15 protein-coding genes are annotated in these 20,748 nt (G+C 64.1%); 6 read left to right on the forward strand and 9 right to left on the reverse strand.

Features of this window, described 5'->3' with window-relative positions:
* Positions 1–138: 138 nt before the first annotated feature.
* From WG899_RS21795 to WG899_RS21825, 7 genes are read right to left on the reverse strand one after another with little or no spacing between them, the layout of a single operon-like run.
* A complete protein-coding gene (locus WG899_RS21795) occupies positions 139–678 on the reverse strand; it encodes a TlpA disulfide reductase family protein (protein ID WP_339597770.1) in 540 nt (179 codons plus the stop codon).
* A complete protein-coding gene (locus WG899_RS21800) occupies positions 675–1,277 on the reverse strand; it encodes a hypothetical protein (protein ID WP_339597771.1) in 603 nt (200 codons plus the stop codon). Before WG899_RS21800 ends, WG899_RS21795 begins: the two co-directional genes overlap by 4 nt.
* Positions 1,278–1,280: 3 nt before the next feature.
* On the reverse strand, positions 1,281–2,045 hold the full coding sequence (locus tag WG899_RS21805; RefSeq protein WP_339597772.1) for a transglycosylase domain-containing protein: 765 nt from the start codon (positions 2,043–2,045) through the stop codon (positions 1,281–1,283).
* Positions 2,042–2,890 (reverse strand): shikimate dehydrogenase, encoded by an 849-nt coding sequence (gene aroE / locus WG899_RS21810; RefSeq protein WP_339597773.1) that lies wholly within the window; start codon positions 2,888–2,890, stop codon positions 2,042–2,044. Before aroE ends, WG899_RS21805 begins: the two co-directional genes overlap by 4 nt.
* 44 nt (positions 2,891–2,934) lie before the next feature.
* Positions 2,935–3,792 carry a cell envelope integrity TolA family protein gene (locus WG899_RS21815; RefSeq protein WP_339597774.1) on the reverse strand — a complete coding sequence of 286 codons (858 nt, stop codon included), beginning with the start codon at positions 3,790–3,792 and terminating at the stop codon, positions 2,935–2,937.
* A 2-nt stretch (positions 3,793–3,794) separates the two neighbouring features.
* Complete coding sequence (locus tag WG899_RS21820; RefSeq protein WP_339597775.1) at positions 3,795–5,843, reverse strand: ribonuclease catalytic domain-containing protein; 2,049 nt, start codon at positions 5,841–5,843, stop codon at positions 3,795–3,797.
* A 38-nt stretch (positions 5,844–5,881) separates the two neighbouring features.
* The gene (locus WG899_RS21825; protein WP_339597776.1) at positions 5,882–7,558 is read right to left on the reverse strand and encodes a serine hydrolase domain-containing protein; all 1,677 of its coding nucleotides are present in this window, start codon (positions 7,556–7,558) and stop codon (positions 5,882–5,884) included.
* 129 nt (positions 7,559–7,687) lie between these two features.
* On the opposite strand from WG899_RS21825, the gene WG899_RS21830 reads away from it, so the two are divergent.
* The 5 genes from WG899_RS21830 (at position 7,688) to WG899_RS21850 (ending at position 15,216) form a co-directional block, all read left to right on the forward strand.
* A complete protein-coding gene (locus WG899_RS21830) occupies positions 7,688–9,868 on the forward strand; it encodes a prolyl oligopeptidase family serine peptidase (protein ID WP_339597777.1) in 2,181 nt (726 codons plus the stop codon).
* Positions 9,869–10,098: 230 nt separating this feature from the next.
* On the forward strand, positions 10,099–12,054 hold the full coding sequence (locus WG899_RS21835; RefSeq protein WP_339597778.1) for a DUF47 family protein: 1,956 nt from the start codon (positions 10,099–10,101) through the stop codon (positions 12,052–12,054).
* A complete protein-coding gene (locus WG899_RS21840; protein WP_339597779.1) occupies positions 12,051–13,706 on the forward strand; it encodes a PEP/pyruvate-binding domain-containing protein in 1,656 nt (551 codons plus the stop codon). The genes WG899_RS21835 and WG899_RS21840 overlap by 4 nt, the downstream gene beginning before the upstream one ends.
* Before the next feature lie 67 nt (positions 13,707–13,773).
* A complete protein-coding gene (locus tag WG899_RS21845; protein ID WP_339597780.1) occupies positions 13,774–14,274 on the forward strand; it encodes a hypothetical protein in 501 nt (166 codons plus the stop codon).
* Positions 14,275–15,216, forward strand: coding sequence for a DUF2145 domain-containing protein (locus WG899_RS21850; RefSeq protein WP_339597781.1), 942 nt, complete (start codon positions 14,275–14,277; stop codon positions 15,214–15,216). It begins immediately after the preceding gene.
* Here WG899_RS21850 and WG899_RS21855 read toward each other — a convergent pair.
* Positions 15,213–16,613: a bifunctional enoyl-CoA hydratase/phosphate acetyltransferase gene (locus WG899_RS21855; RefSeq protein WP_339597782.1), complete on the reverse strand. Its 1,401-nt coding sequence runs from the start codon at positions 16,611–16,613 to the stop codon at positions 15,213–15,215. The genes WG899_RS21850 and WG899_RS21855 overlap by 4 nt on opposite strands.
* Positions 16,614–16,821: 208 nt before the next feature.
* Positions 16,822–17,430: a YqiA/YcfP family alpha/beta fold hydrolase gene (locus WG899_RS21860; protein WP_339597783.1), complete on the reverse strand. Its 609-nt coding sequence runs from the start codon at positions 17,428–17,430 to the stop codon at positions 16,822–16,824.
* A gap of 255 nt (positions 17,431–17,685) precedes the next feature.
* On the opposite strand from WG899_RS21860, the gene WG899_RS21865 reads away from it, so the two are divergent.
* Positions 17,686–20,475 carry a zinc-dependent metalloprotease gene (locus WG899_RS21865; protein WP_339597784.1) on the forward strand — a complete coding sequence of 930 codons (2,790 nt, stop codon included), beginning with the start codon at positions 17,686–17,688 and terminating at the stop codon, positions 20,473–20,475.
* Positions 20,476–20,748: the final 273 nt, after the last annotated feature.

Consider the following 20,748-nt stretch of genomic DNA (forward strand, 5'->3'; position numbering starts at 1 on the left):
GTTAGAGTAATGACACTAGAAGCGGAAAAGGGCGAACTTTACGCGTTTTAAGCGGATATCGACGCAAGAGCTCAGAAATAAATCGCTTGACCCCGGGCGATAGATGCGCTTACCAAACTAGGGGGGTGACCCGCCGCTTCAGGCGTGCTTCGCCGCCATTTGCTGCAATTCAGCCAAGCTGGTGGCGCCCAATTTGCGCCAAACAATCTCGCCCGAGGCGCCGAAGGCCACGCTGAAAGGCAGGCCCCCCTGGCTGTTGCCCAGTTTGCGACTCAGATCGGTGCCGGTCAATCCGGCCAAACCCAAGGCGAAGTCGAGCGGCAGTTTTTGCAGGAACTCGCGTACGGCGCTGGGCGAATCCACCGCCAGGCCCAAGACCTGCCATCCGCGCGATTGGAATTCACGCTGGAATTGCGCCAGCTCAGGCAGTTCCTTGACGCAAGGTGGGCACCAGGTGGCCCAGAAGTTCAAGAGTAGCGGCTTGCCCCGGAATTGGGCCGCCTGCAGCTCACCCCCCCCTAGGCGATCAAAACGGCTGGCCCAAAACTCTTGCGCCTGGGGTGACAAGGCTGCAGGCTGGCGCCTCAGGGCCACGCCCACTCCGAGGGCCGCGGCGCCAAGCCCCGCTGTGCTCAGCAGCAAGGTCCGGCGTGTGCCTGATTTGTTCTCGGTGCTCATGTCTGCTCCATCAGTTTGCGCAGCGCCGCCAAGTCGCCCCGCTCGGTGCGCCCATGCGCGTCGGTTTTTAAGGCCCCGCGCAAATCGTCAAAATCCAGAATACTCAGATGCAGCGTCACGGTCTCACCCAAGGCCCGGCATGGGGCCGCCAATGACAGGACGTCGATGTCTCGCCCGCGCGGGCCGTTGACGGCGCCGACCTCGTAGTCAATGCCAAGGTTGATCAAGGCAATCTCGGCCGACTTGCTGTCATCGCAGTAGAGCTGCAAATGAATATTCGACAGCCGAGTCGCCGTGCCGCGCCAAACTGCCCCACACAGATGCGGGCGGAATTCGGCCAGACGCTCCATCCAGACCGCAGCCAATTCGCGCAAGGCCACCAATTCCGCCGGTTGTGTGTCGGCGCAGAACAAGGCCAGGTAGTCGCGCACCTGCTCTTCAAGTTCGTCATTGCTGGGCAGCGCGGCGCGGCCATTGCGCGGCAGCCCCAATGTTTTCAGCGCGCGTTGTTTAGCAGGGCCATATTCCAGCCCTTCCTCGACCACCAGGCGGGCGGCAGTTGCGGCGATTTCGGCGGTGATGCTGTTGTCGGAGGGCATGATTCAGGGTAGTTCAACGGCTGGCATGCGGGCCTCGATGGTGGCGGCCCGCGAAAGTACATAGGGCGAGGCCGGGCGCTTTTCAAAACGTTTCGGCGCCGGCAGCATCACCGCCAGCCGCGCGGCTTGGGGTGGTGATAGTTGCTGTGCGTCCAGGCGGAAGTAGTGCCGCGCGGCCGCTTGGGCGCCGAACACGCCTTCGCCCCACTCAACACTGTTGAGGTAAATCTCCAAGATGCGAGCCTTGCTCAGGGTGGCTTCCAGCATCAAGGTGATGAGGAACTCCTGCCCCTTGCGCGCCAGATTGCGCTCGCCGCTGAGGAACAGGTTCTTGGCCAATTGCTGGGTGATGGTGGAGCCGCCGACGACCTTGGGTGGCCTTGCGTTGGCCGCAGCCTTGCCCGGCGTGGGTGATTGCGCCACGGCACGTTTCTCTGCCTTGGCCTCTTCGCGTTGGTTGCGGTTCCAGGCCTTTTCCAGGGCATCCCATTCGACCCCGCCATGGTCCACAAAGCCGGCGTCTTCACTGGCAATGACGGCCCGCTTCAATGATTTGGACAAGGCCTTGTCGTCCACCCACTGCTGGCTCCAGGCAATATGGTGTTGCTCGACGGCCAAGCGCCAAGCCTCCGAACGCTGAAACGTGGTGGACTGCGGCGCCAGCACAGTCATCAAACCGATGCGGCCAGCGAAGTAGATCTGCAGCGCCAACACGCCCAGCAGCAGCAGGGCGAGCAGGCGCAGCAGGAAGCGGCCAAGCGTTTTCATTTGGCTGATGCTTGATCCAAGGTCTGACGCAGTTTGGCCAAAACCGGCGCCGTATCGGGCCGCCGTCCGCGCCAGATCAGGAAGGCCTCAGCCGCCTGCTCGACCAACATGCCCAGGCCGTCACGAGCTTCGGCGCCATGTGCGCGGGCCCAATCCAAAAACGGCGCAGCGGCCGGGCCGTACATCATGTCCACCACCAAGGCTTGGCTACCCAATACCTCGGGGCCTAGCGGCACGGTGGCGCCGGCCAAGCTGGCGCTGGTGCCATTGATCAGCACATCAAAGCCGCTGCCGCAGTCCAGCAATCCACAGGCGCCGAGCTTGACGCCTATTTCATCGGCAAATGCCTGGTGCGAGTGAATCAGGTCGGTTGCCTTGTCCAAGCTCCGATTGGCGAGCCGAATTTCTGCCGGCCGGGCTGCAATCAGACTGCCCAGCACACCGGCCGAGGCACCGCCGGCGCCCAGCAAGAGCACCCGGCGGCCGGCCAGAGGACGTTGGGCGTTGTGTTCAATATCGCGCAGAAGACCGGCGCCGTCGGTGTTGTCACCAAACCAGCCGTCTGTGTCAAAACGAAGGGTGTTGACGGCCCCGGCCAGGCGCGCGCGCGGGCTCAATGTGGCCGCTAGCTCATGGGCCTCGAATTTGAAGGGGACGGTGATATTGCAGCCGCGCCCGCCGGCTGCGGCAAAGGCTTGAATGCTTTGTTTGAATCCATCCAGCGGGCACAGCATGCGTTCGTAGACCAAACTCTGGCCAGTTTGCGAGGCAAATGCGGCGTGGATGTCGGGCGACCGGCTGTGGGCCACGGGGTTGCCGGCAACGGCATAGCGATCAACAGTCATGGGTTTCGCTCGGGAGGGATCTCAAGGGGACGCTGATGAGTCGTTCAAGGGGAATTGGGGCTGATGCTGGTTTCCAGCCCATCCTCGCGGGTAAATCTGAAGCGCGAGGTGATCACCAGCACCTCGGCGCCCTGGCGCATGGCGTTGGTGAAGGTGCCAAAAGGCCCGGCGGCCCGCACGATGGCCTCGGCCCGGCGGTCCAGCACCGGGTTGCCCGAGGAAGTGACGATATCGGTTTCAATGACGCGGCCGCGCTGGTTGACGTGGATATTCATCGTCAACTCGCCATAGAGCTTCTTGCCCTTGTATTCAGGGAAATCGCGGGTGCCGCGCGCTTCGACCCGGCGCCGCAGTGCATCGTAATACTGGGCGTAGACCACCTCGCGAGTGGCGGGGCTGACATATTTTTTGCGCGGCCTGGCGCTTTGTTCGTTGACGCGCTTTTCGATCTCGGCCAGTAACTGCACCAACTGGCGGCGCCGCTCGACTTGATCTTGCGACGCGGTCTCGGCCCGCTCGCGCTTGGGGTCGGGGATAGGCATTGCGGCCAGCTCGCGCCGTACCAGGGCCAGCAATTGCTGCTCTTGCTCGCGCAGCTGGGCGATCTGGGCGCGTTGCGTTTCGCTGGCTTCGCCGACCTCCAGTAATTTGGAGGGGGGCAGCGGCGAGGTAGATCGGCCGCTTTCCTGCTCGCCGCCGCCGGCCAGATTGGCCTGAGCCAGCGCCAATGCCTTGCTCGGCGCCTCGTCCGAGCGGGTGTTGACCAGCACCACCTCCAGCGGCGTGTCCTGAAAGATGCGGTTGAAGCGCTCCGGGTCCACCACACGCAAGCTCAGCAGGGCGCCGTGAACGCCCAGCGAAACTATCAATGCGAGTTGGAGGGTGGAGAGCTTGCCGGCCATCGTCAGGTCGGGGTCGCCTCGGGGCTGTTGGGCGCGGTGCCTGCCTCTTCTTCCAGCGGCGCCATGTCCAGCGCCAGGGTCAGCGGGCCTGCGCCTTCTTCCTCGTCCTCGCCCGAGTCTTCGTCGGCCGCGGCAGGCAGGGCTTCATCCAGACGCTCGATCAAGTTGGCGTGCACATCCAACGTCATCTCGTCGGTGCCGGTGATGCGGACCCGCACATGGGCGCCGCGTGCAAGCGGCTCGCAGCCCAAGGCCTTGAAGACCAGAGGCAGCTCGTCGGCGCGCACCAGACCATCCTTCATGACGGTGGCGGTCAGCTCGGTGATCTGGTTTTGCACCAGATAGCGCAGCGTCCAGAAACGCTCGATGCCATTTTGGAAGCCGTTGTAAGCGGCATAAGCCGCATCAAAGCCCGAGATGATGGAGAAGAGATTGGCGTCCTTGGGCTTGAATGGCGCCACCAAGGCGGCAGTACGGCCATTGCGTACGCAGGCAATGATCTGCCACTGGTTCACGAGGTCCACATAGCGACGCAGGGGCGAGGTCGACCAGGTGTACTGGGCCACGCCCAGGCCGGCATGCGGCTGGGCGCGCGTGCCCATGCGCACCTTGACGCCGGGCGCCATGCTGGCCTGGCTGCGGTAGATGCCGGGCAGGCCCATGTCATTGAGCCAGCCGCCCCAGGTCGAGTTGGCCAGAATCATGGCCTCGGCGACGATCAAGTCCAGCGGCGCGCCACGGCGGCGGGTGCTGATGCTGACGATTTCGCCGCCCTTGGGCTCATGCTCGCCGTTCGAGTCGAGACGGAAGTTGTAGTCCGGCCGGTTGAAGTTCTCCGGCTTGCCGCGCACCACTTCGCGCTGCGCCTTTAAGCTGTTGGCTAGGCGGAAGGCAAAGGCCAACTCGGGCGCAAATGCGTAGTCGGCCGGCGCTTCGCCGGTCAGCGTGGCGGCGGTGATCACCTCGTCCAGCTTGTCGTGGCGCAGATTGGCGGTGATGGGCACGCGCTCCAGCTTGGTCTCGCTGCTCTTCACCGCCAACGTGGCTTCGTCCAGCGTCACATACAAAGACACGGCCGGGCAGGCGCGGCCTTCGATCAGGGTGTAAGCCTGCACCACCTCGTCCGGCAGCATGGTCAGCTTCCAGCCCGGCATATAGACGGTGGACAGGCGCTCGCGTGCCACCTTGTCGATGGCCGAGTCGGGCGTGAAGGCCAGGCCCGGCGCGGCAATGTGGATGCCAAAAATGACTTCGCCCGTGCCCAGGCCTTGCACCGACAAGGCATCGTCGATCTCGGTGGTGGCCGAATCGTCGATTGAGAAGGCGCTGACGCTGGAGAGCGGCAACTCGTCCTTGATTTCCGGCGCGCTCAGGGCCGGGAAGCCCACGCCCTTGGGGAACTGCTCGAACAGGAAGCGCTTCCAGTGGAACTGGTAGGCGCTGGTGATGGCGCCGGCGCCTTGCAGCAGGTCCAGCGGCGCCTTGTGCGAGCGTTGGGTGGCCAGCACCACGGCCTTGTACTCGGGGCCGTTTTTGTCGGGCTTGAACAGAATCTTGTAGATCTGGTCGGCAATCGGCGTTGGGCAGCGGCCGGCCACCAGCTCGGTCGCCCACTCCTCGATCTGCAGCGCTTGCAGGCGCTTGCGCTCCAGGCCCAGCAGGGCGGCCTTGACCACTTCCTCGGAGGCCTTTTTGAACTGGCCCTTGCCGGCGCGGCGGAAGTAATGCGGCGCTTCAAAACAGCGGAACAGGGCGGCTACTTGGTGCGCAACGCTGGCCTTGGCATCGAAATACTCGCGGGCCAAGTCGGCAAAGCCGAACTCAGCCTCGGGCGCGAACTCCCAGGCCAGATCCAGATCGATCTCTTGCGCTAAGCGCTGGCCCTCGGCGATCAATTCGGCCGGGCTGGGTTTATCAAACTTGAGCAGCACATTGGCTGCCTTGACCTTGACGCGCTTGCCCGATTCCAACTCGACCTGCATCGAGCTATCGGCTTCAGACATCACGCGGCCGGCGAGAAATTTTCCGGCTTCATCGAACAGTGCAAACATATGGGCGGCATTGTCGCTGATCGCCGGGCGGTGGCTCGTCACATGCGCTGGAAGCGGATGCCGCGCACCTGATCACTGTCGTAGACAAAGCCTTGCAGGTGGCCCTGCTCATCGCGCTGCAGGCGCAGCGTGAAGTTCAAGCCGTGCAAGAGGTCAGGGCTGAGGGCCTGCAAAACGGGGTCCGCCAAGCCGCGCGAGCGCAGGATCAATCCTTGGGCGCTGTCCCGCACCAAGTCCCATTCAGTATTCAGCTCGGTGCTTTGGTAGCGCCCCACCAGAGCCTTCAATCTGGCTTCGTCCGGCTGGTAGTTGGCGAGTCGACGAAACACAAGGGGGCGCTCGATGCCCGCTCTGTGAAGCGTCAGTCCTTCTTCGCTGCGGGTGATTCGGGTGCGACCGCTGCTGGTTTGCACTCGATCAGCGCTCAGGGCCTGCAGCGGGAGCATCGCATCACAGGCGTCCCATTGCAGCTGCCCTTTGTCGTCGAGTGTGAGGTGCAAGACTTCGCTGCCCTGTTCTTCCAGGTAACGGCCCACAAAGCCTTGGACAGCGGATGGAGACAAAGCCACGCTTGGCGGGGCAGGCGGCAAGGGCTGCAAATGGCGAGCCAGCACCAGATCAGCGACCTGTTCCGCCAAATCCACCGGGTCGGCCTCGGCGCTGTTGCAGGTCAGCGCCAGGCCAAGGCGCTGTTCCGGGAATCGCATATAGACGGCCCGGTAGCCCGCCCAAGCACCGTCGTGCTGAATTCGAGTCAAACCTCGGTAAAGGTCGCGCTCCAGCCCGTTGGCATAACCCAGCGCTTGGCCATTGCTCAAGTGGCCGGGGGTTTGCAAAGTGCGCAGCAAATCGGGTGGCAGCACGCGGGGCTGATCTAACTCGGCATCCCACAGGGCCAGGTCTTGCACGGTGGACTGCACCGCGCCGTCGCCGGGCTGATTCCAGTTCGCCATATTGATCACATAGCGGTCTTGTTGCAGCCGATAGGCGCTGGCCCGGCGCGGCACCACCTGGGTGTGGTCGGTTCGGACATGGGTGCTGGCCATGCCCAGGGGCTTGAAAACGAGTTGCTGCAGCAGCGCGTCCAGGCTTTGCCCGCTCACCCGCTGGGCCACCAAGGCGGCCAAAAAGTAGCCGCTATTGCTGTAGCTGTAGTGGCTGCCGGGTGCGAAGTTGAGTCCGCGCTGGGCGCTCAAGAGGCGCAGGGCGTCCGCATCTTCGGTCACGTCTTCTTCTTTGTGGCCGGCCAGCAGCATCAGCTCGTTGTAGTCGCGCAGCCCGGCGGTGTGCCACAGCAGTTGCTGCAAGCTGATCGTCACGCCCAGGTCGGGCAACTCAGGCAAGTAACGCCGCACGTCATCGTCAAGGCTCAGCTTGCCGTCGCGGGCCAACATCAGCAAGGCCAGCGCGGTGAACTGCTTGGAGGTGGAGCCAATGTCAAACACCGTGTTCGGCTGGATGCGCACGCCATGGTTAAGGTCGGCCAGGCCGTAGCCGCGGGCGTAAAGCATCTTGCCGCGACTGAACACGCCGAGGGCGCAACCGGGGCTTTGCGCCCTGAACTCGGAGAAGACTTGGTCGATGCGCTTGGGCTTCAGCTGAAAGTCTGGCGTGCCGCTCGCGGCGTCAACTTGGGCCAAAGGGCTCAGGGTCAGTGAAAGGGCAAGGCTGCGCAAAAGCAGTTGGTGTTTGCGAGTGTGTAGCTTGTTCTTCATGGTCGGCTCGGCGAGGCGGCCGGATGATAGCGCCGGGGTCACTTTCAGACCCGGCCCTCGTCGTGCGTACACTGCTTCGCTTCGAATTCGCCGCTACCGCGGAAGTCAGTTCTGAACGACAGGCCCAAAATGAAACCCAGCATCCTCATCCAGTCCGCCCTTGTTGCCGCCCTTTGCGCTTCGTTTGCTGCGCAAGCGCAAAGCCCATACCCCGCCACGCCGGCCAAGCCTGTCACCGATGTCTATCACGGCACCTCGGTGGTCGACCCCTACCGCTGGATGGAGGATCAAAAGTCCCCCGAGATGCAGGCCTGGATGCGCACTCAGGCGGACTACGCCGCTGGCGTGCTGGCCGAGTTGCCGGGCCGTGCCGCTTTGCGCGCACGCTTGGGCGCCCTGGCCGATGCGGGCGAGAGCACCGGCGGCTATGAGATGGTGGCCGGCCGTCTGTTCTATTTCAAACGCAAGCCCGGCCAGAATCAGGCCAGCCTGTGGATTCGCGAGGGCCTGGAAGGCGCCGAGCGCGAGTTGCTGGACCCGAACAATCTGCCGGGCGAGCCGGGCAAGCATGCGATCGACTGGAACAGCGTGTCGCCAGACGGCAAGCTGATGGCGATTGGCCTGTCCAAGGGCGGTTCCGAGAACAGCGTGCTGCGCGTGCTGGACACCGCCACCGGCAAATTCTTGCCCGACACCATTGACCGCACCGGCTTGAACGAAGGCGGCATGGCTTGGTTGCCCGATGGCAGCGGCTTTATTTACAACCGCCACCCGGTCGAGGAGCGCTACAACAAGAGCGCCTTGTTCTTGCACAAGCTCGGCCAGGACCCGGCCAAGGATGTGGCGGTGTTCGGTTGGGAAGCCAGCAAGAAGATCAAGTTCGAGGTGCCCGATCTCTTCCATGTGCATGTCAGCAAGGGCTCGCCCTGGGTGCTGGCCGAGGTCTTGCACGGCGACGCGGCCGAGCGCTCCTACTGGGTGGCCAGCCTGGACCAGGTGCAAAAGCTGGGCGGTCAAGCGGCTTGGCGCCAGATCATCTCGTCCAATGACAAGATCACCCGCGCTGCGCTGGCCGGCAGCACCGTCTATGCGCTGAGCCAGAAGAAGGCCTCGCGCCGCGATCTGTTGAGCCTGGACCTGAAGACCGCCAAGCCGGCCTTCAAGACCGCGATGGCCGCTGGCGAGAGCGTGTTGCAAGAGCTGATGCCCGCTGAAGATGCGGTGTATGTGAAGTCACTGGATGCGGGCGTCAGCAAGCTCTGGCGCGTGGCGCATGCGCATGGCAAGTCGACCCAAGTCGGCACCGTGGCCCTGCCGTTTGAAGGCACGCTGCGCAATGTGAGCCCGCTGAAGGGCGGCGAGTTGTTGGTCTTGCTGGAAGGCTGGACCCAAGCGCCGCAAAGCCTCTTGTTGCAAGCCGGCGGTAAACTGGATGCCCCGGCTCGCAAGTTGGACATTCAAAAGACCCTGGCTGTCGATGCCTCGGGCGTCGAGGCACGCCGCGTCATGGTCAAGAGCCACGACGGTGTGATGGTGCCTTTGTCCATCGTTGCGCCCAAGGGCGTGGCGCTGGACGGCAAACGCCCCACCGTCTTGAGCGCTTACGGCGCTTACGGCATTACCCAAGAGCCGCGCTTTGCGGCCACCCGTTTGGCCTGGCTGGAGCGCGGCGGCGTGCAAGCGGTCTGCCATGTGCGCGGCGGCGGTGAGTTGGGTGAAGAGTGGCACCGCGGCGGTTATATCGCCACCAAGCAAAACACGGTGTCGGACTTCATTGCCTGCGCTGAATGGCTGATTGCCAACAAATACACCTCGCCTGCCACCCTGGCCGGCACCGGCGGCAGCGCCGGCGGCATCACCATCGGCGGCGCGGTCACGCAGCGACCCGATCTGTTTGCCGCGGCGCAAAGCGCGGTGGGCCTGTCCGATATGTTGCGCATGGAGTTGACGCTGAATGGCGCACCGAATATTGCCGAGTTCGGCACGGTCACCAACCCGGCGCACTTCAAGAGCATGTATGCGATCAGCCCTTACCACCGCGTCAAGGATGGCCAGAACTATCCGGCCGTGATCGTCACCACCGGCGCCAACGACCCGCGTGTGGAGGCCTGGATCCCGTCGAAACTTGCCGCTCGCATGCAAGCCGCCAACCCCGGCAGCTTCAAGACCCGCCCGGTGATCCTGCGCGTGGACTTTGACGCCGGCCATGGCATGGGCTCCAGCGTGGCGCAGCGCCTGGACGAAACCGCCGATGTGTGGAGCTTCTTCCTCTGGCAGTTTGGTGATGCTGCGTTTGCGCCCAAGCGCTGATCCCGTGACCTGACGGCCACAGGCCTTCAGGTTCGCAACTCAAGCCGGGTCCTCTCAACGAGGCTCCGGCTTTTTTTTGACCGGAATTTTGCGATTTGCGCCAGATCAAGGGCTTTGCAGGCAGATGGTTTGCTAAGGCCGTATTCAAGCGGCTGTAACGCCCTTGTCACGCGGCGCTGAACATACTGGCCAGGCCCTTTATTGCGAGCCGTTTTGTTCCGGCCACCATCATGCAAAAGTCCGATGCCGTTGCTTCCCTGGGTCAGCACAGCCTGCTCTTGCCCGCCTGGGTCAAAACCGCCTTGCTGGCCAATGATCGATTGAAGCTGTGCCTGACGGTCTTGCAAGCCGCCGCCAACCATGCCATGGCGCCGAAAGAGGCTTTGCCGGATTTGCGCCACGAGATGGCCGCAGCCAGCCTGGACGCCGCCTGGCTGCGCGAGATGCCGGCCCAGGCCAGCCGCGAGGGCGAAGACGTGCTCTTGCCAGAGCTGCCGCGCTTGGCCGCGCAACTGGCCGAAGACCTGGCCTTGATGGCGCGGCCCTTGCTGCAAACCGAGACAGATAAAGCCACGCGCGAGCGGGTGGCGCACTGGACTGCGCGCCTGGAGGCTGTGCAAGACGAGGTGCTCAGCCCGGCTTTGCTGCGCAGCCTGAGCCATGGCCACCGCGCCAAGCATGGCGAGGCTGCGGACGATAGCTTGCACCTCTTGGTGATGGATCTGCACAAGCAGCTCAATCAGCTGGCCGCCAGCCTGGCCAGCGAGCTGATCGACGGTGCCCATGTCTGGGCCCTTGAGGATATCGACCGGCCCCGCGTGGCCGCCTTTATGCGCGGCCTGCAGCGCACCGCGCCTTTGAAGTTTGACCACCCCGGCTTGGACACGGCCGCCACCCGCGATGGCGAGCGCTTGCTGATCCAAAACGATATCGGCACCAATGATGCGCATGTGCTGGTGCTGCAGGTGCAAGGTTTGAGCATCAGCCTGACCTACTCCGACCTGCACAAAACCCGCTTCGAGTTTTTTCAGGCGCAGCTGGCCGCCTATGGCGCGCAATGGTCCGTGCCCGAGGCGCGCGTCTCGGCGAGGCTGAACCAGGGCGAGGCCTATCAGCTGGGCAGCGCTCGCTTTGAGGCGGAGGACGAAGCCCAGCTCTTGTGGATGTTGGAGGGCGTGGCTTCGCGCATCGTCTTCTTGATCGACTGGAACCGGGCCCGCAAACGGCTGCTGAACTTTGTCGGCAAGCGCGAGGCGATTGCGGTGCTGGCCGAGGCGGCTCGGCTTGAAGTGGGCCATATGGCCTGGCTGAAGGCGGGCGGCGAGCGAATGTTGTTCGAAGCCATGCAGGCGCTGGGGGCCGATGCCTTTCGCATTGGCGACCGGCTCGACGAGGTCTTGGGCGAGAGCGGCGCGCAGGCCTTTTTGATCGAGGTGCTGCGCCTGGCTTCTCACGCCTTGCTACAAAACCAACCCAGCGCCCTGGTGGCCGATGAAGCCCGCTTGCTGCTGGCGCGGCAGTTGCAACAGCGTGCTCCCGAGTTTGACCTCTTGGCCGAGCACGCCGCCTATTGCCAGACCCTGGCCGAGGGCATCAGCCAGGCCTTGGCGCATGGCTGGGAGCATGACAAAGAAGCTGCCGCCAAGCTGGCTCAGCGCGCCAAGACCTGGGAGCGCCAGGCCGACCATCTGGTCATGCAGGCGCGCGAGCGCGCACGCCGCCAGCCGCGCTGGGCGCCGTTCGCAGGCCTCTTGCAAACAGCGGACGATGCGGCCGATGCGCTGGAAGAATGCGCCTTTTTGCTGAGCCTGATTGCCGATCATCATCACCAGGGTTGGAACCGCGAATTGCGCGACTTGCTGTCGCAGCTGGCACAGGCGGTGCTGCATGCGACACAAGAGCAAGTCAAAGCAGTCGCCGTGGCGCGCGGCCTGAATGCGGCCAGCGAGGCCGCCGAACATGATGAGTTTGTGGCCGCCACCTGGCAGGTCTTGCGTGCCGAGCGCCAATGCGACGAGCTGCTGCGGGCGGCCAAGCGCTGCATGGCGGCCGAGTTGTCGAATGCCGCCGCGCTGATGTTGGTCAACGATCTGGCCAATCAGCTGGAGTTGGCCTCGGACCGCCTACTCAATGCCGCCTATGCCATGCGCGAGCTGGTGTTCAGCAAGACGGAGGTGGGCGCATGAACCCAAACCCCACAGCCACTATGCACCCCGAGCTCTTCCTCTTGGGCTGCGCCGGCCAAACAGCGCTGGCTCAGGCCAGCCCGCAGCGCCTGGGCTTCAAGGCCTTCAATCTGCTGCGCATGGCGCAGATGGGTCTGCCGGTGCCGCCGGCCTTTGTCTTGGGCACGCAGTTCTGCGCCAATGCCCAGACGCGCAGCCAAGCGGCGAACCCTGAGCTTTGGGCGAACGCGCTGCAGGCTTTGGAGGCAGCCAGTGCGGGCCTGCGCTTCGGCCATGCGGCCCGGCCTTTGCTGCTGTCGGTGCGCTCCGGCGCGCCGGTGTCCATGCCCGGCATGATGGAAACCCTGCTCAATATCGGCCTGAACGATGCCACGGTGCAGGGTCTGATTCGCCAGACCGGCAATCCTCGGCTGGCTTGGGATGCTTATCGCCGTCTGATCGCCAGCTTTGCGGAAGTGGTGGCCGGCCTGCCTGCCCACCTGTTCGAAGACGAGCTGCAGCGGCTGTGCGCCGGCCGGGACGAGCGTCAGCTCGACTTTGCCGAACTGCGCAGCTTGACGCAGCGCTTTTTGCAGCTCTACCGCCAAGCCGCCGGCTGCGACTTTCCGCAATCACCGCAGGCCCAGTTGCAGCAGGCGATTGCGGCCGTCTTTGCATCCTGGCAATCCGCCAAGGCAAGCAGTTACCGAGCCGCGCATGGTGTTGCCGATGCGATTGGCACGGCCGTGACCGTGCAAGCCATGGTGTTTGGCAATGCCGGCGCACGCTCGGGGGCAGGGGTCGGCTTCACCCGCGACCCGCTCAGCGGCGCGCCTGGTTTGTGGGTGGACTTCTTGTTCAATGCCCAAGGCGAAGACGTGGTCTCGGGCCGCCGCAGCGCCCAGGGGCATGAGCAGTTGCAGCAGGTCTTGCCCCAGGTCTGGGACGAGTTGCGCGAAGCTTGCGCGCGCTTGGAGCGCCAGATGGGCGAGATGCAGGACTTTGAGTTCACCGTGCAGGATGGGCGCTTGTACCTGCTGCAAACGCGCGACGGCAAACGCAGCCCACAGGCCAAGGCCCGCATTGCGCTGGATCTGTGGCGCGAGGGCGTGATTGATCAAGCGACGGCCCGGCAACGCTGCGCGGGCCTGGACGCCGAGGCCCTGCAGATCAGCCGGGTGATCGCCGCCGATGGGCAGGCGGTGCAGGCGCTGGCGCAAGCCCAGGCGGCCAACAGCGGGGTGGTGACGGGTCGCATCGTGATGGACGAAGCCGCTGCGCTGGCGGCCCAGGCGGCCGGTCAGCCGGCCGTCTTGTTGCGGCGTGATGCCGAGACGGCCGACAGTGCTGCCTTAGCGCTCACGCTCGGTCTCTTGACCCAAAACGGCGCCCGCACCTCGCATGCCGCCGTGGTGGCGCGGCAGATGGGCAAGGTCTGCCTGCTCGCTTGCGAGGGCATGGTGCTGGACGAAGCCGCGCGCGAGGTCCGCTTCGGCGACGTTTGCTTGCGCGAAGGCGACTGGATCAGCCTGGATGGCAACGAGTCCTGTGTCTACGCCGGGCAGGTGCAAACCGAGTGGTGCTGCCCGCCGGGCCTGTTGGCAGAGCTGGAGCAGCTGCGCTTGGACCCGGCGCCGGCCCAGAGTAAGGCGGAGCAAGTTCTGGCGCTTTGAAACCTGGGTGTCTTGCCGGCTTGCTACCATTGCCGCCGCTCAATCCACCCATGAAGAAGGCCTGACGATGAAGAAGTCTCGTATCACCTTGAACGCCTTGCAGGTGCAATCGGCTGCTGCCAGCCTGTGCCTGAGTCTTTTGGCCCTAACGGCCAATCCAGCGGGTGCTGCCAGCTCGACCGCTTCGTCGGCTGCCGAGGGCGCCAGCAGTGCCGCCAGCAGTGGCTCCAAGTCTTCGCAGCAATCCAGCGCTTCGTCCAGCAATGAGAAGACCGCTTCGGCGGGCGACTACCGCATCATCGATGTGGCCGCGGTGCCCGACCAAGCCGGCATGGTGCGCTTGCAGTTGCAAGCTGCAAACGCGCAAGGGCAAGGGCAAGAACAGGCCTTCTTGGTTCTGCCCCAGAAGACTTTTGAGAAGAGCGGCCTGAGCACCGGCCAGATGGTCACTGCACGCGAACACGCTTACGGCCTGGAGTTTGCCGACCACAAGACCAAGCAAGCCTTCTTCCTGGTCTTGACCGACGAGTGGTACCGCGAGTTGAACAGCCAGAGCCTTGTGCTCTGAGTGAGCGTTCTTGTTCAGGCGGCGCGGGCCGCGCTGGCGCTGCTGCTGAGCGGGGGGGGCGCTGCGGCCCTGGCAGGAGGGCTGCGCTTTTGTGAGCAGCCGCCGCAGCTCGATGCGGGTCAGCAAGACAAATTGCTGAGATTTGCCTCGGTAGTCAAAAACGAGCTGGATCGCAGCGGCCATGGCGTGGCCTTGGTGGCGCGGGCCGGCACGGAGCTGGGGCGTTTTGGCATGCGCTACTCGCACGCCGGCTTTGCCCTGAAGGCGAGCGAGAACACGGCTTGGTCGGTGCGGCAGCTTTACTACGCCTGCGATCAGGCCCTGCCGCGTCTGTATGACCAGGGCCTGTCGGGCTTTCTCTTGGGGGCCAATTCCAAAGAAGTGGCTTTCTTGTCGGTGTTGCTCTTGCCGCAGCCGCAGTCGGCCCAAATCGAGCGGGCGGCCCTGGACCGCCGGCATGCGCTGAGCGTGCTGGCCCGCGACTACAGCGCCAATGCCTATGCCTTCAGCACCCGTTATCAGAACTGCAATCAATGGGTGCTGGAGTTGATGGCCAGCGTCTTTGGAGGCTTGGCCGGCTCAGTTGAAGGGGACGGGCAGGCGACGCAGGATTTGCGAGCGCAGGCTCAGGCCTGGTTGCAGGCCCAGGCCTACCAGCCGGCCACTTTCGATCTGGGCTTTCAGCCCTTGCTTTGGGCGGCAGCGGCGGCGATTCCTTGGGTGCATAACGATGATCACCCCAGCACCGATCTGCAGGCCGGCCGCTATCGCGTCAGCATGCCGGCGGCCATCGAAGCCTTTGTTCAGACCGCCATTCCGGGCGCGCAACGCATCGAGTTTTGCCACACCCAGCAGCAGGTGCTGGTGAGGCGCGGCTGGGGGCCGGCACTTGCCCAGAGTTGCCAGGCCGAGGCTGGCGATCAGGTGATTCGCCTGGACTAGCTTTGACTCGCTGCCAGGGCGGCCAGTGCGAGCGAGCCCAGCCGTGCTTGAGCGCTGTCGCTGCGGCCATTCATGGCCACCGGCAGCGCCGCGCCGAGCAGCACGCTGCAACTGACAGCGCCGGCCATGTATTCCAGCAATTTGCCCAAGAGGCTGCCGGACTCCAGATCTGGCACCAGCAAGATGTCCGCGTCGCCGGCCACGGCTGAGTTCATGCCGTGCAGCCGGGCGGCCTCAGGATTGATCGCATTGTCAAAGGCCAGCGGCCCGTCCAGCAGGGCGCCTTCGATCTGGCCCCGCTGAGCCATTTTGCAGAGGGCTGCGGCGTCCATGGTGGAGGCGATGCGTTCGGACACGGACTCCACGGCCGACAAGACCGCCACCTTGGGCAGCGCCAAGCCGGTCGCATGGGCGAGGCTGATGGCGTGGCGCAGGATGTCGGCCTTGGCTTCGAGCTCGGGATGCAGATTGATGCCGACATCAGCGATGAAAAGCGGCTTGCTGTAGGTGGGGATGTCAAAACGTTGAATCTGCGCCAAGCGCTGGCCATCTGGCATGAGCGGCGAGGCCTGCAAAGCTTGCAGCAACTCTTCGCTCGACAAGCTGCCTTGCATCAGCAGCGCCAGTTCGCCGTGCGTTGCCATGGCGCAGCCCTGCTCGGCGGCGGCGTGGCTGTGCGGCGTGGGCATGAAGCGGCAAGCGTGCAGGTCCAGGCCCAGTTGTTCGGCGAGGGCTCGAATGCGGGTTTCGGGGCCGAGCAAGATCGGTTCGATCAGGCCTCGAGCCTGGGCCATCAGGGCGGCACTCAGGGCCTCCGCATTGCAGGGGTGGACCACGGCGCAGGGCAGTGGCGCCGGTAGCTTGATTTGGCTCAGCCAAGCGTCCATTCGGGCTTCGGCGTCGAACAACTGCATCACCGGCAAGGCCGGACGCGGCCGCTCGATCTTGTTGCGCGGCGCCAGCACCGTGGCCATGCCGCTGATGACGGTTTGGCCTTTTTGGTTGCTCGCTTCGCAGCTGAGCTTGACCACGCCCGAGTCGTCGAGCTTTTCCATCACCGTCAGCACAATGGTCAAGGTGTCGCCCACATGCACCGGCCGCGCAAAGCGCAGCGTTTGCTCCATATAGATGGTGCCGGGCCCAGGGAACTCATTGCCCAAGACCGAGGAGATCAAGGCCGCCCCCCACATGCCATGCGCAATCACGCCATGAAAGCGCGTGCCTTCGGCGTACTCGGCGTCCAGATGGGCGGGGTTCACATCGCCCGACACCAAGGCAAAGGCTTGAATGTCAGAAGGCTGGAGGGTGCGCACCAGTCGCGCGCTTTGGCCCAGCGCTAACTCCTCATAGGTGCGGTTGCGCATCCAGTCGCTGCGCAAGAGATCGGGTGCATTCATGCGATCAGGCTCCAGGTGGGGTGAAGCGCCAGGCGGGCTCTCGCGAGCAAGAGCCGGGGTCGACGCCATGCCTTGGAGCATGAGATCAATGCATGTCAGTCACATGACGGCAGGGTCGGCTTGCGCTGGCATTTGCGCGGGGTTTGCGCGAGATCAAAGTGGCAAAAAAAAGCGGCCAATGCGGCCAAAGCGGCGAATGCCGAGCTCCTCAGAGCCGCAGGAACTGGCAGAGATCGGCCAGATAGTCCTCGAAGTCGCTCAGACCGTGGTCGCTGCCTTCCAGCAGCAAGATGCGGCCGGCTTGGTAGCGGGCTTGCATTTCGCGCCAGTCCAGCACCTCATCGCCCTTGGCCACCACGGCCAGCAGGCGCTCCGGGGTGCTGCTGCTGGGGACTCGAATCTGGCGCAGTTGCTCGATGAATTCGGCACGAAAGAAGAAACGGTCTTGTGGGTCTTGCCAGCAGCTTTGTTCGCCAATGTGTTTCTCGAGATCGCGGGCCGGGTCAACGGCCGGGTTCAGCAGCACCGCGCGGCTTTGTTGGAAGCGTGGCCACTCGGCCAGCACGGTGGCGTAGAAGCCGCCCAGCGAACTGCCCATCAAGGCGCTGGTTTCGCGCGGCCAGTCGCGGGTGAGCGTGTCCAGCAAGTCCATCGCCTCGGCCGGCGAGGGCGGCAGTTGCGGGCAGGCAAACACCAAGTCGGGGCGGTGCTGTGCCACCCAAGCGTTCATGCGCTGGGCCTTGGCAGAGCGGGGCGAAGAGCGAAAACCGTGCAGATAGAGCAGGTGAGTGGTGGTGCTGGCTTGGATGGAACTCATGGGCCACAGTCTAGCCCTGGTGTTAACCCTGGCTGCTGTGAAGACTTGCGACGAAACACGGTGTTCAGGGTCTGAAACGCCGGTCTTCGCATTGACGGGTTTCGCGCGCGCGGTCACAGTTGCCGGCTTTATGATTTGTTCGTCCCGTTGGCAGCCTGGGCCACCCGCCCTGTGCCGCCGACCGGACGTTTTTTCGGACGACGCGTCATCCGCGTTCGCCCTTCCGATCCGTTCAACAGCCCCAGGATGGTCTGAATGAGTTTGACCTTTGTTTCCCCGGCCGGCCAACGCCGCCTGAGTTTGTCGGCCGTGGCCGCTGCCGTGTCTCTGTTGAGCGCTTGTGCGACGACGACGCCCGAAGGTGCCGCTCCAGCCGCAGCTGCGGCTACTGCCTCGCCTGCCGCCCCCGCCGCAGCAGCCACCGCGAGCGCAGTGTCTGCTGCCAAGCCAGCGGCCGCCCCGGCCAACGCCGCTTCGGCCGCCGCCGCGCCCAAGCCACCGGCCGATCCGACCGCGCCCAAGCCTTTTGCTGAAGTCAGCAAGGACGCCAAGGTGCAAGCCGGCTTGTTCCCGATCTGGCGCAAGGATGACAAGGTCTGGCTGGAAGTGCCCAAGGCCCTGATCGGCAAGCCCTTCTTGTTCACCGTCAATATCGCCAGCTCGGTCGGTGAGCGCGGCCTCTACGCCAGCCAGATGGTGGCGGACCAAATGGTCGAATGGCGACGCGTTGGCAATCAGATTCAGCTGGTCGCTTTGAACACGGCGTTCCGCGGGGAAGGCGGCGGCAAGCGCGCGGTGGAGCAGGCCTTCTCGCCCAGCTTGTTGGCAGCCGGCCCTGTGGCCAGCGCCGAGCATCCCGAGCGCAAGTCGGTGCTGGTCGATGCCGGCATGTTCTTGAACGACATCCCCGGCCTGTCCACGCGACTGGAGGCGGTCTATCGCCTGCCTTACGCGCCAGACCGCGCCAACTCTTCGTTTGAAGCCGCCCGCGCCGACGACAAGCTCAGCACTCTGACGGCCCGCGTGCACTTCGCCACGCCGCGCATCCCCGCGCCGCCGCTGGTGGCGCCGCCGGTGCCGGTGCCAACCCCACCGCAGGTGCTGCCGGATGCACGCAGCATGTTCTTCAGCTTCGTCTACAACTTCCAGGCCCTGCCGGACCTGCCGATGGCCACCCGTCAACTGGACCCGCGCCTGGGTCATTTCATGGAGTCCTACTCGGACTTTGGTGATGATCAAAAGGCCAATGTGCGGGTGCATCTGATCAAGCGCTGGCGCTTGGAGAAGCAAGATGCCGCAGCGGCATTGAGCGAGCCGATCAAGCCCATCACCTACTGGATGGACAAGAACATTCCTGAGAAGTACCGCGCTTCGGTGGCGGCCGGCATTCTGGAGTGGAACAAGGCTTTCGAGAAGATCGGCTTCAAGAACGCGGTGGTGGCCAAGCAGCAACCGGATGACGCCGATTGGGACAATATGGATTCGGGCCATGCCTCGATCCGTTGGTTTGTTGGCTCCGACGTGGGCTTCGCCATTGGCCCCAGCCATAGCGACCCGCGCACCGGTGAAATCCTCGACGCCGACATCGGCATGAGCGATGTGTTCGCCCGCGGTTCGCGCCGCATGATCGTCAACGATTTGGGCGCCTCGCTCAGCGCGCAGTCCGCAGCGCTGTCGCAGGGCAATTTGTCGCCCTTGAATCGCCACAGCCGCGACGGCGCCGCCTATTGCAACTATGCCCACGAAGCCGCCTCCGAAATGGGCTTTGCCTTGGACGTGCTGGAAGGTCGCGGCGATATCGAGCCTGACAGCCCAGAGGCCGAAGCCTTTGTGCAGGCCGTCATCAAGGACGTGATTGCGCACGAAGTGGGTCACACCCTGGGCTTGAAGCACAACTTCAAGGCCTCGACCTCGGTCACGCAAAAGCAGTTGGCTGACAAGACTTACACCGAGAAGTACGGCATCTCCAATTCGGTGATGGACTACAACGCCTACAACCTGGCGCTGAAGGGCGAGCCGCAAGGCAGCTACACCAACACCGTGCTGGGTGCGTATGACTACTGGGCGATTGAGTACGCCTACAAGCCGCTGGCGCCTGAAACCGAAGCCGCAGAGTTGGCCAAGATCGCTGCGCGCAGCACCGAGCCGCAGCTGGCTTATGCCGACGATATCGACGCCGGTGTGGGTGGCCCCTACGACGGTTTCGACCCGGACAGCAACCGCTTCGACTTGGGTGACGACCCACTGGCCTACTTCAAGCGCCGTCTGGCCTTGAGCCAAGAGGTCTGGGCCCGTGCGCAAGACCGCAAGCCCGAGCCGGGCACCGATCCGCTGCGTCAGCGTCGCTCCATCGTGGAGAGCTTCCGTCAGCTGGTGCGTTCGGCTGAGCTGGCAGGCAAGTACGTCGGCGGCATGCATGCGGTGCGCGACATCCCGGGCACCACCAACCGCCCAGCTTTCAAGGCCGTCGAACCTGTTCGTCAGCGCGAAGCGCTGAAGTTCATCTCGACCGGTCTTTTGTCGGCCAACTCCTTCCGCTTCCGCCCCGAGTTCCTGGCCTCGCAAACGCTGGACTACAACGAGTGGGATCGCGGCGCCCAGCTGTCGATTCCGGCTGCTGTGTCTGCGGTGCAAACCACGGTCTTGGATCGTTTGATGTCGGGCAACACCGCGCGTCGTTTGATCGATATGCCGGCCTATGTCAGCGAAAAGGACCGCAAGGGTCTGGTGTCGCTGTCTGAGGTCTATGGCACGCTGAACGGCGCGGTCTGGAGCGAGCTCAAGACCGGCGGCGAGATCGACGCGATGCGCCGCAATCTGCAGCGCGAGCATCTGAAGCGTTTGCAAGGCGTGCTGACTCGCGGTAATGGCCCTGGCTTGCTGGCCGATGCCTACGCCATGGTGCGCTTCCATGCGGTGCAGCTGCAGTCGGATCTGCGCAGCGCTTCGGCCAAGGGCGGACTGAGCGTCGAAACTCGCGCTCATTTGGCTGAGAGTCTGGACATGCTGAGCGCCGTGCTGAAGGCGAATATGCAGCGCAGCTAAAGCCTCAGCGCTTTGCTTGAATGAGGGCCGGTGCCGAAAGGTGCCGGCCATTTTTGTTTCCGCGCTTGGAAATTGATTCCGAAGCTGGATCGTGCATTCAGCGATCTTTGGGGTGCCTCTTGCCAAGGGCATCGGGTGCACGGTTCCGCTCATGTCCTCCGGATCTGGCTGCGCCAGATCCTCCCCCTTTACTTCGCTTCACCGTACACCCGACGCCCTCGGCGTTTGCTCTTACTCAACGACCAATCCTGCCGGAGTAGGACGGCTGGGCGC

This window comes from Paucibacter hankyongi (assembly GCF_037482915.1).
Taxonomy (GTDB): domain Bacteria; phylum Pseudomonadota; class Gammaproteobacteria; order Burkholderiales; family Burkholderiaceae_C; genus Paucibacter_A; species Paucibacter_A hankyongi.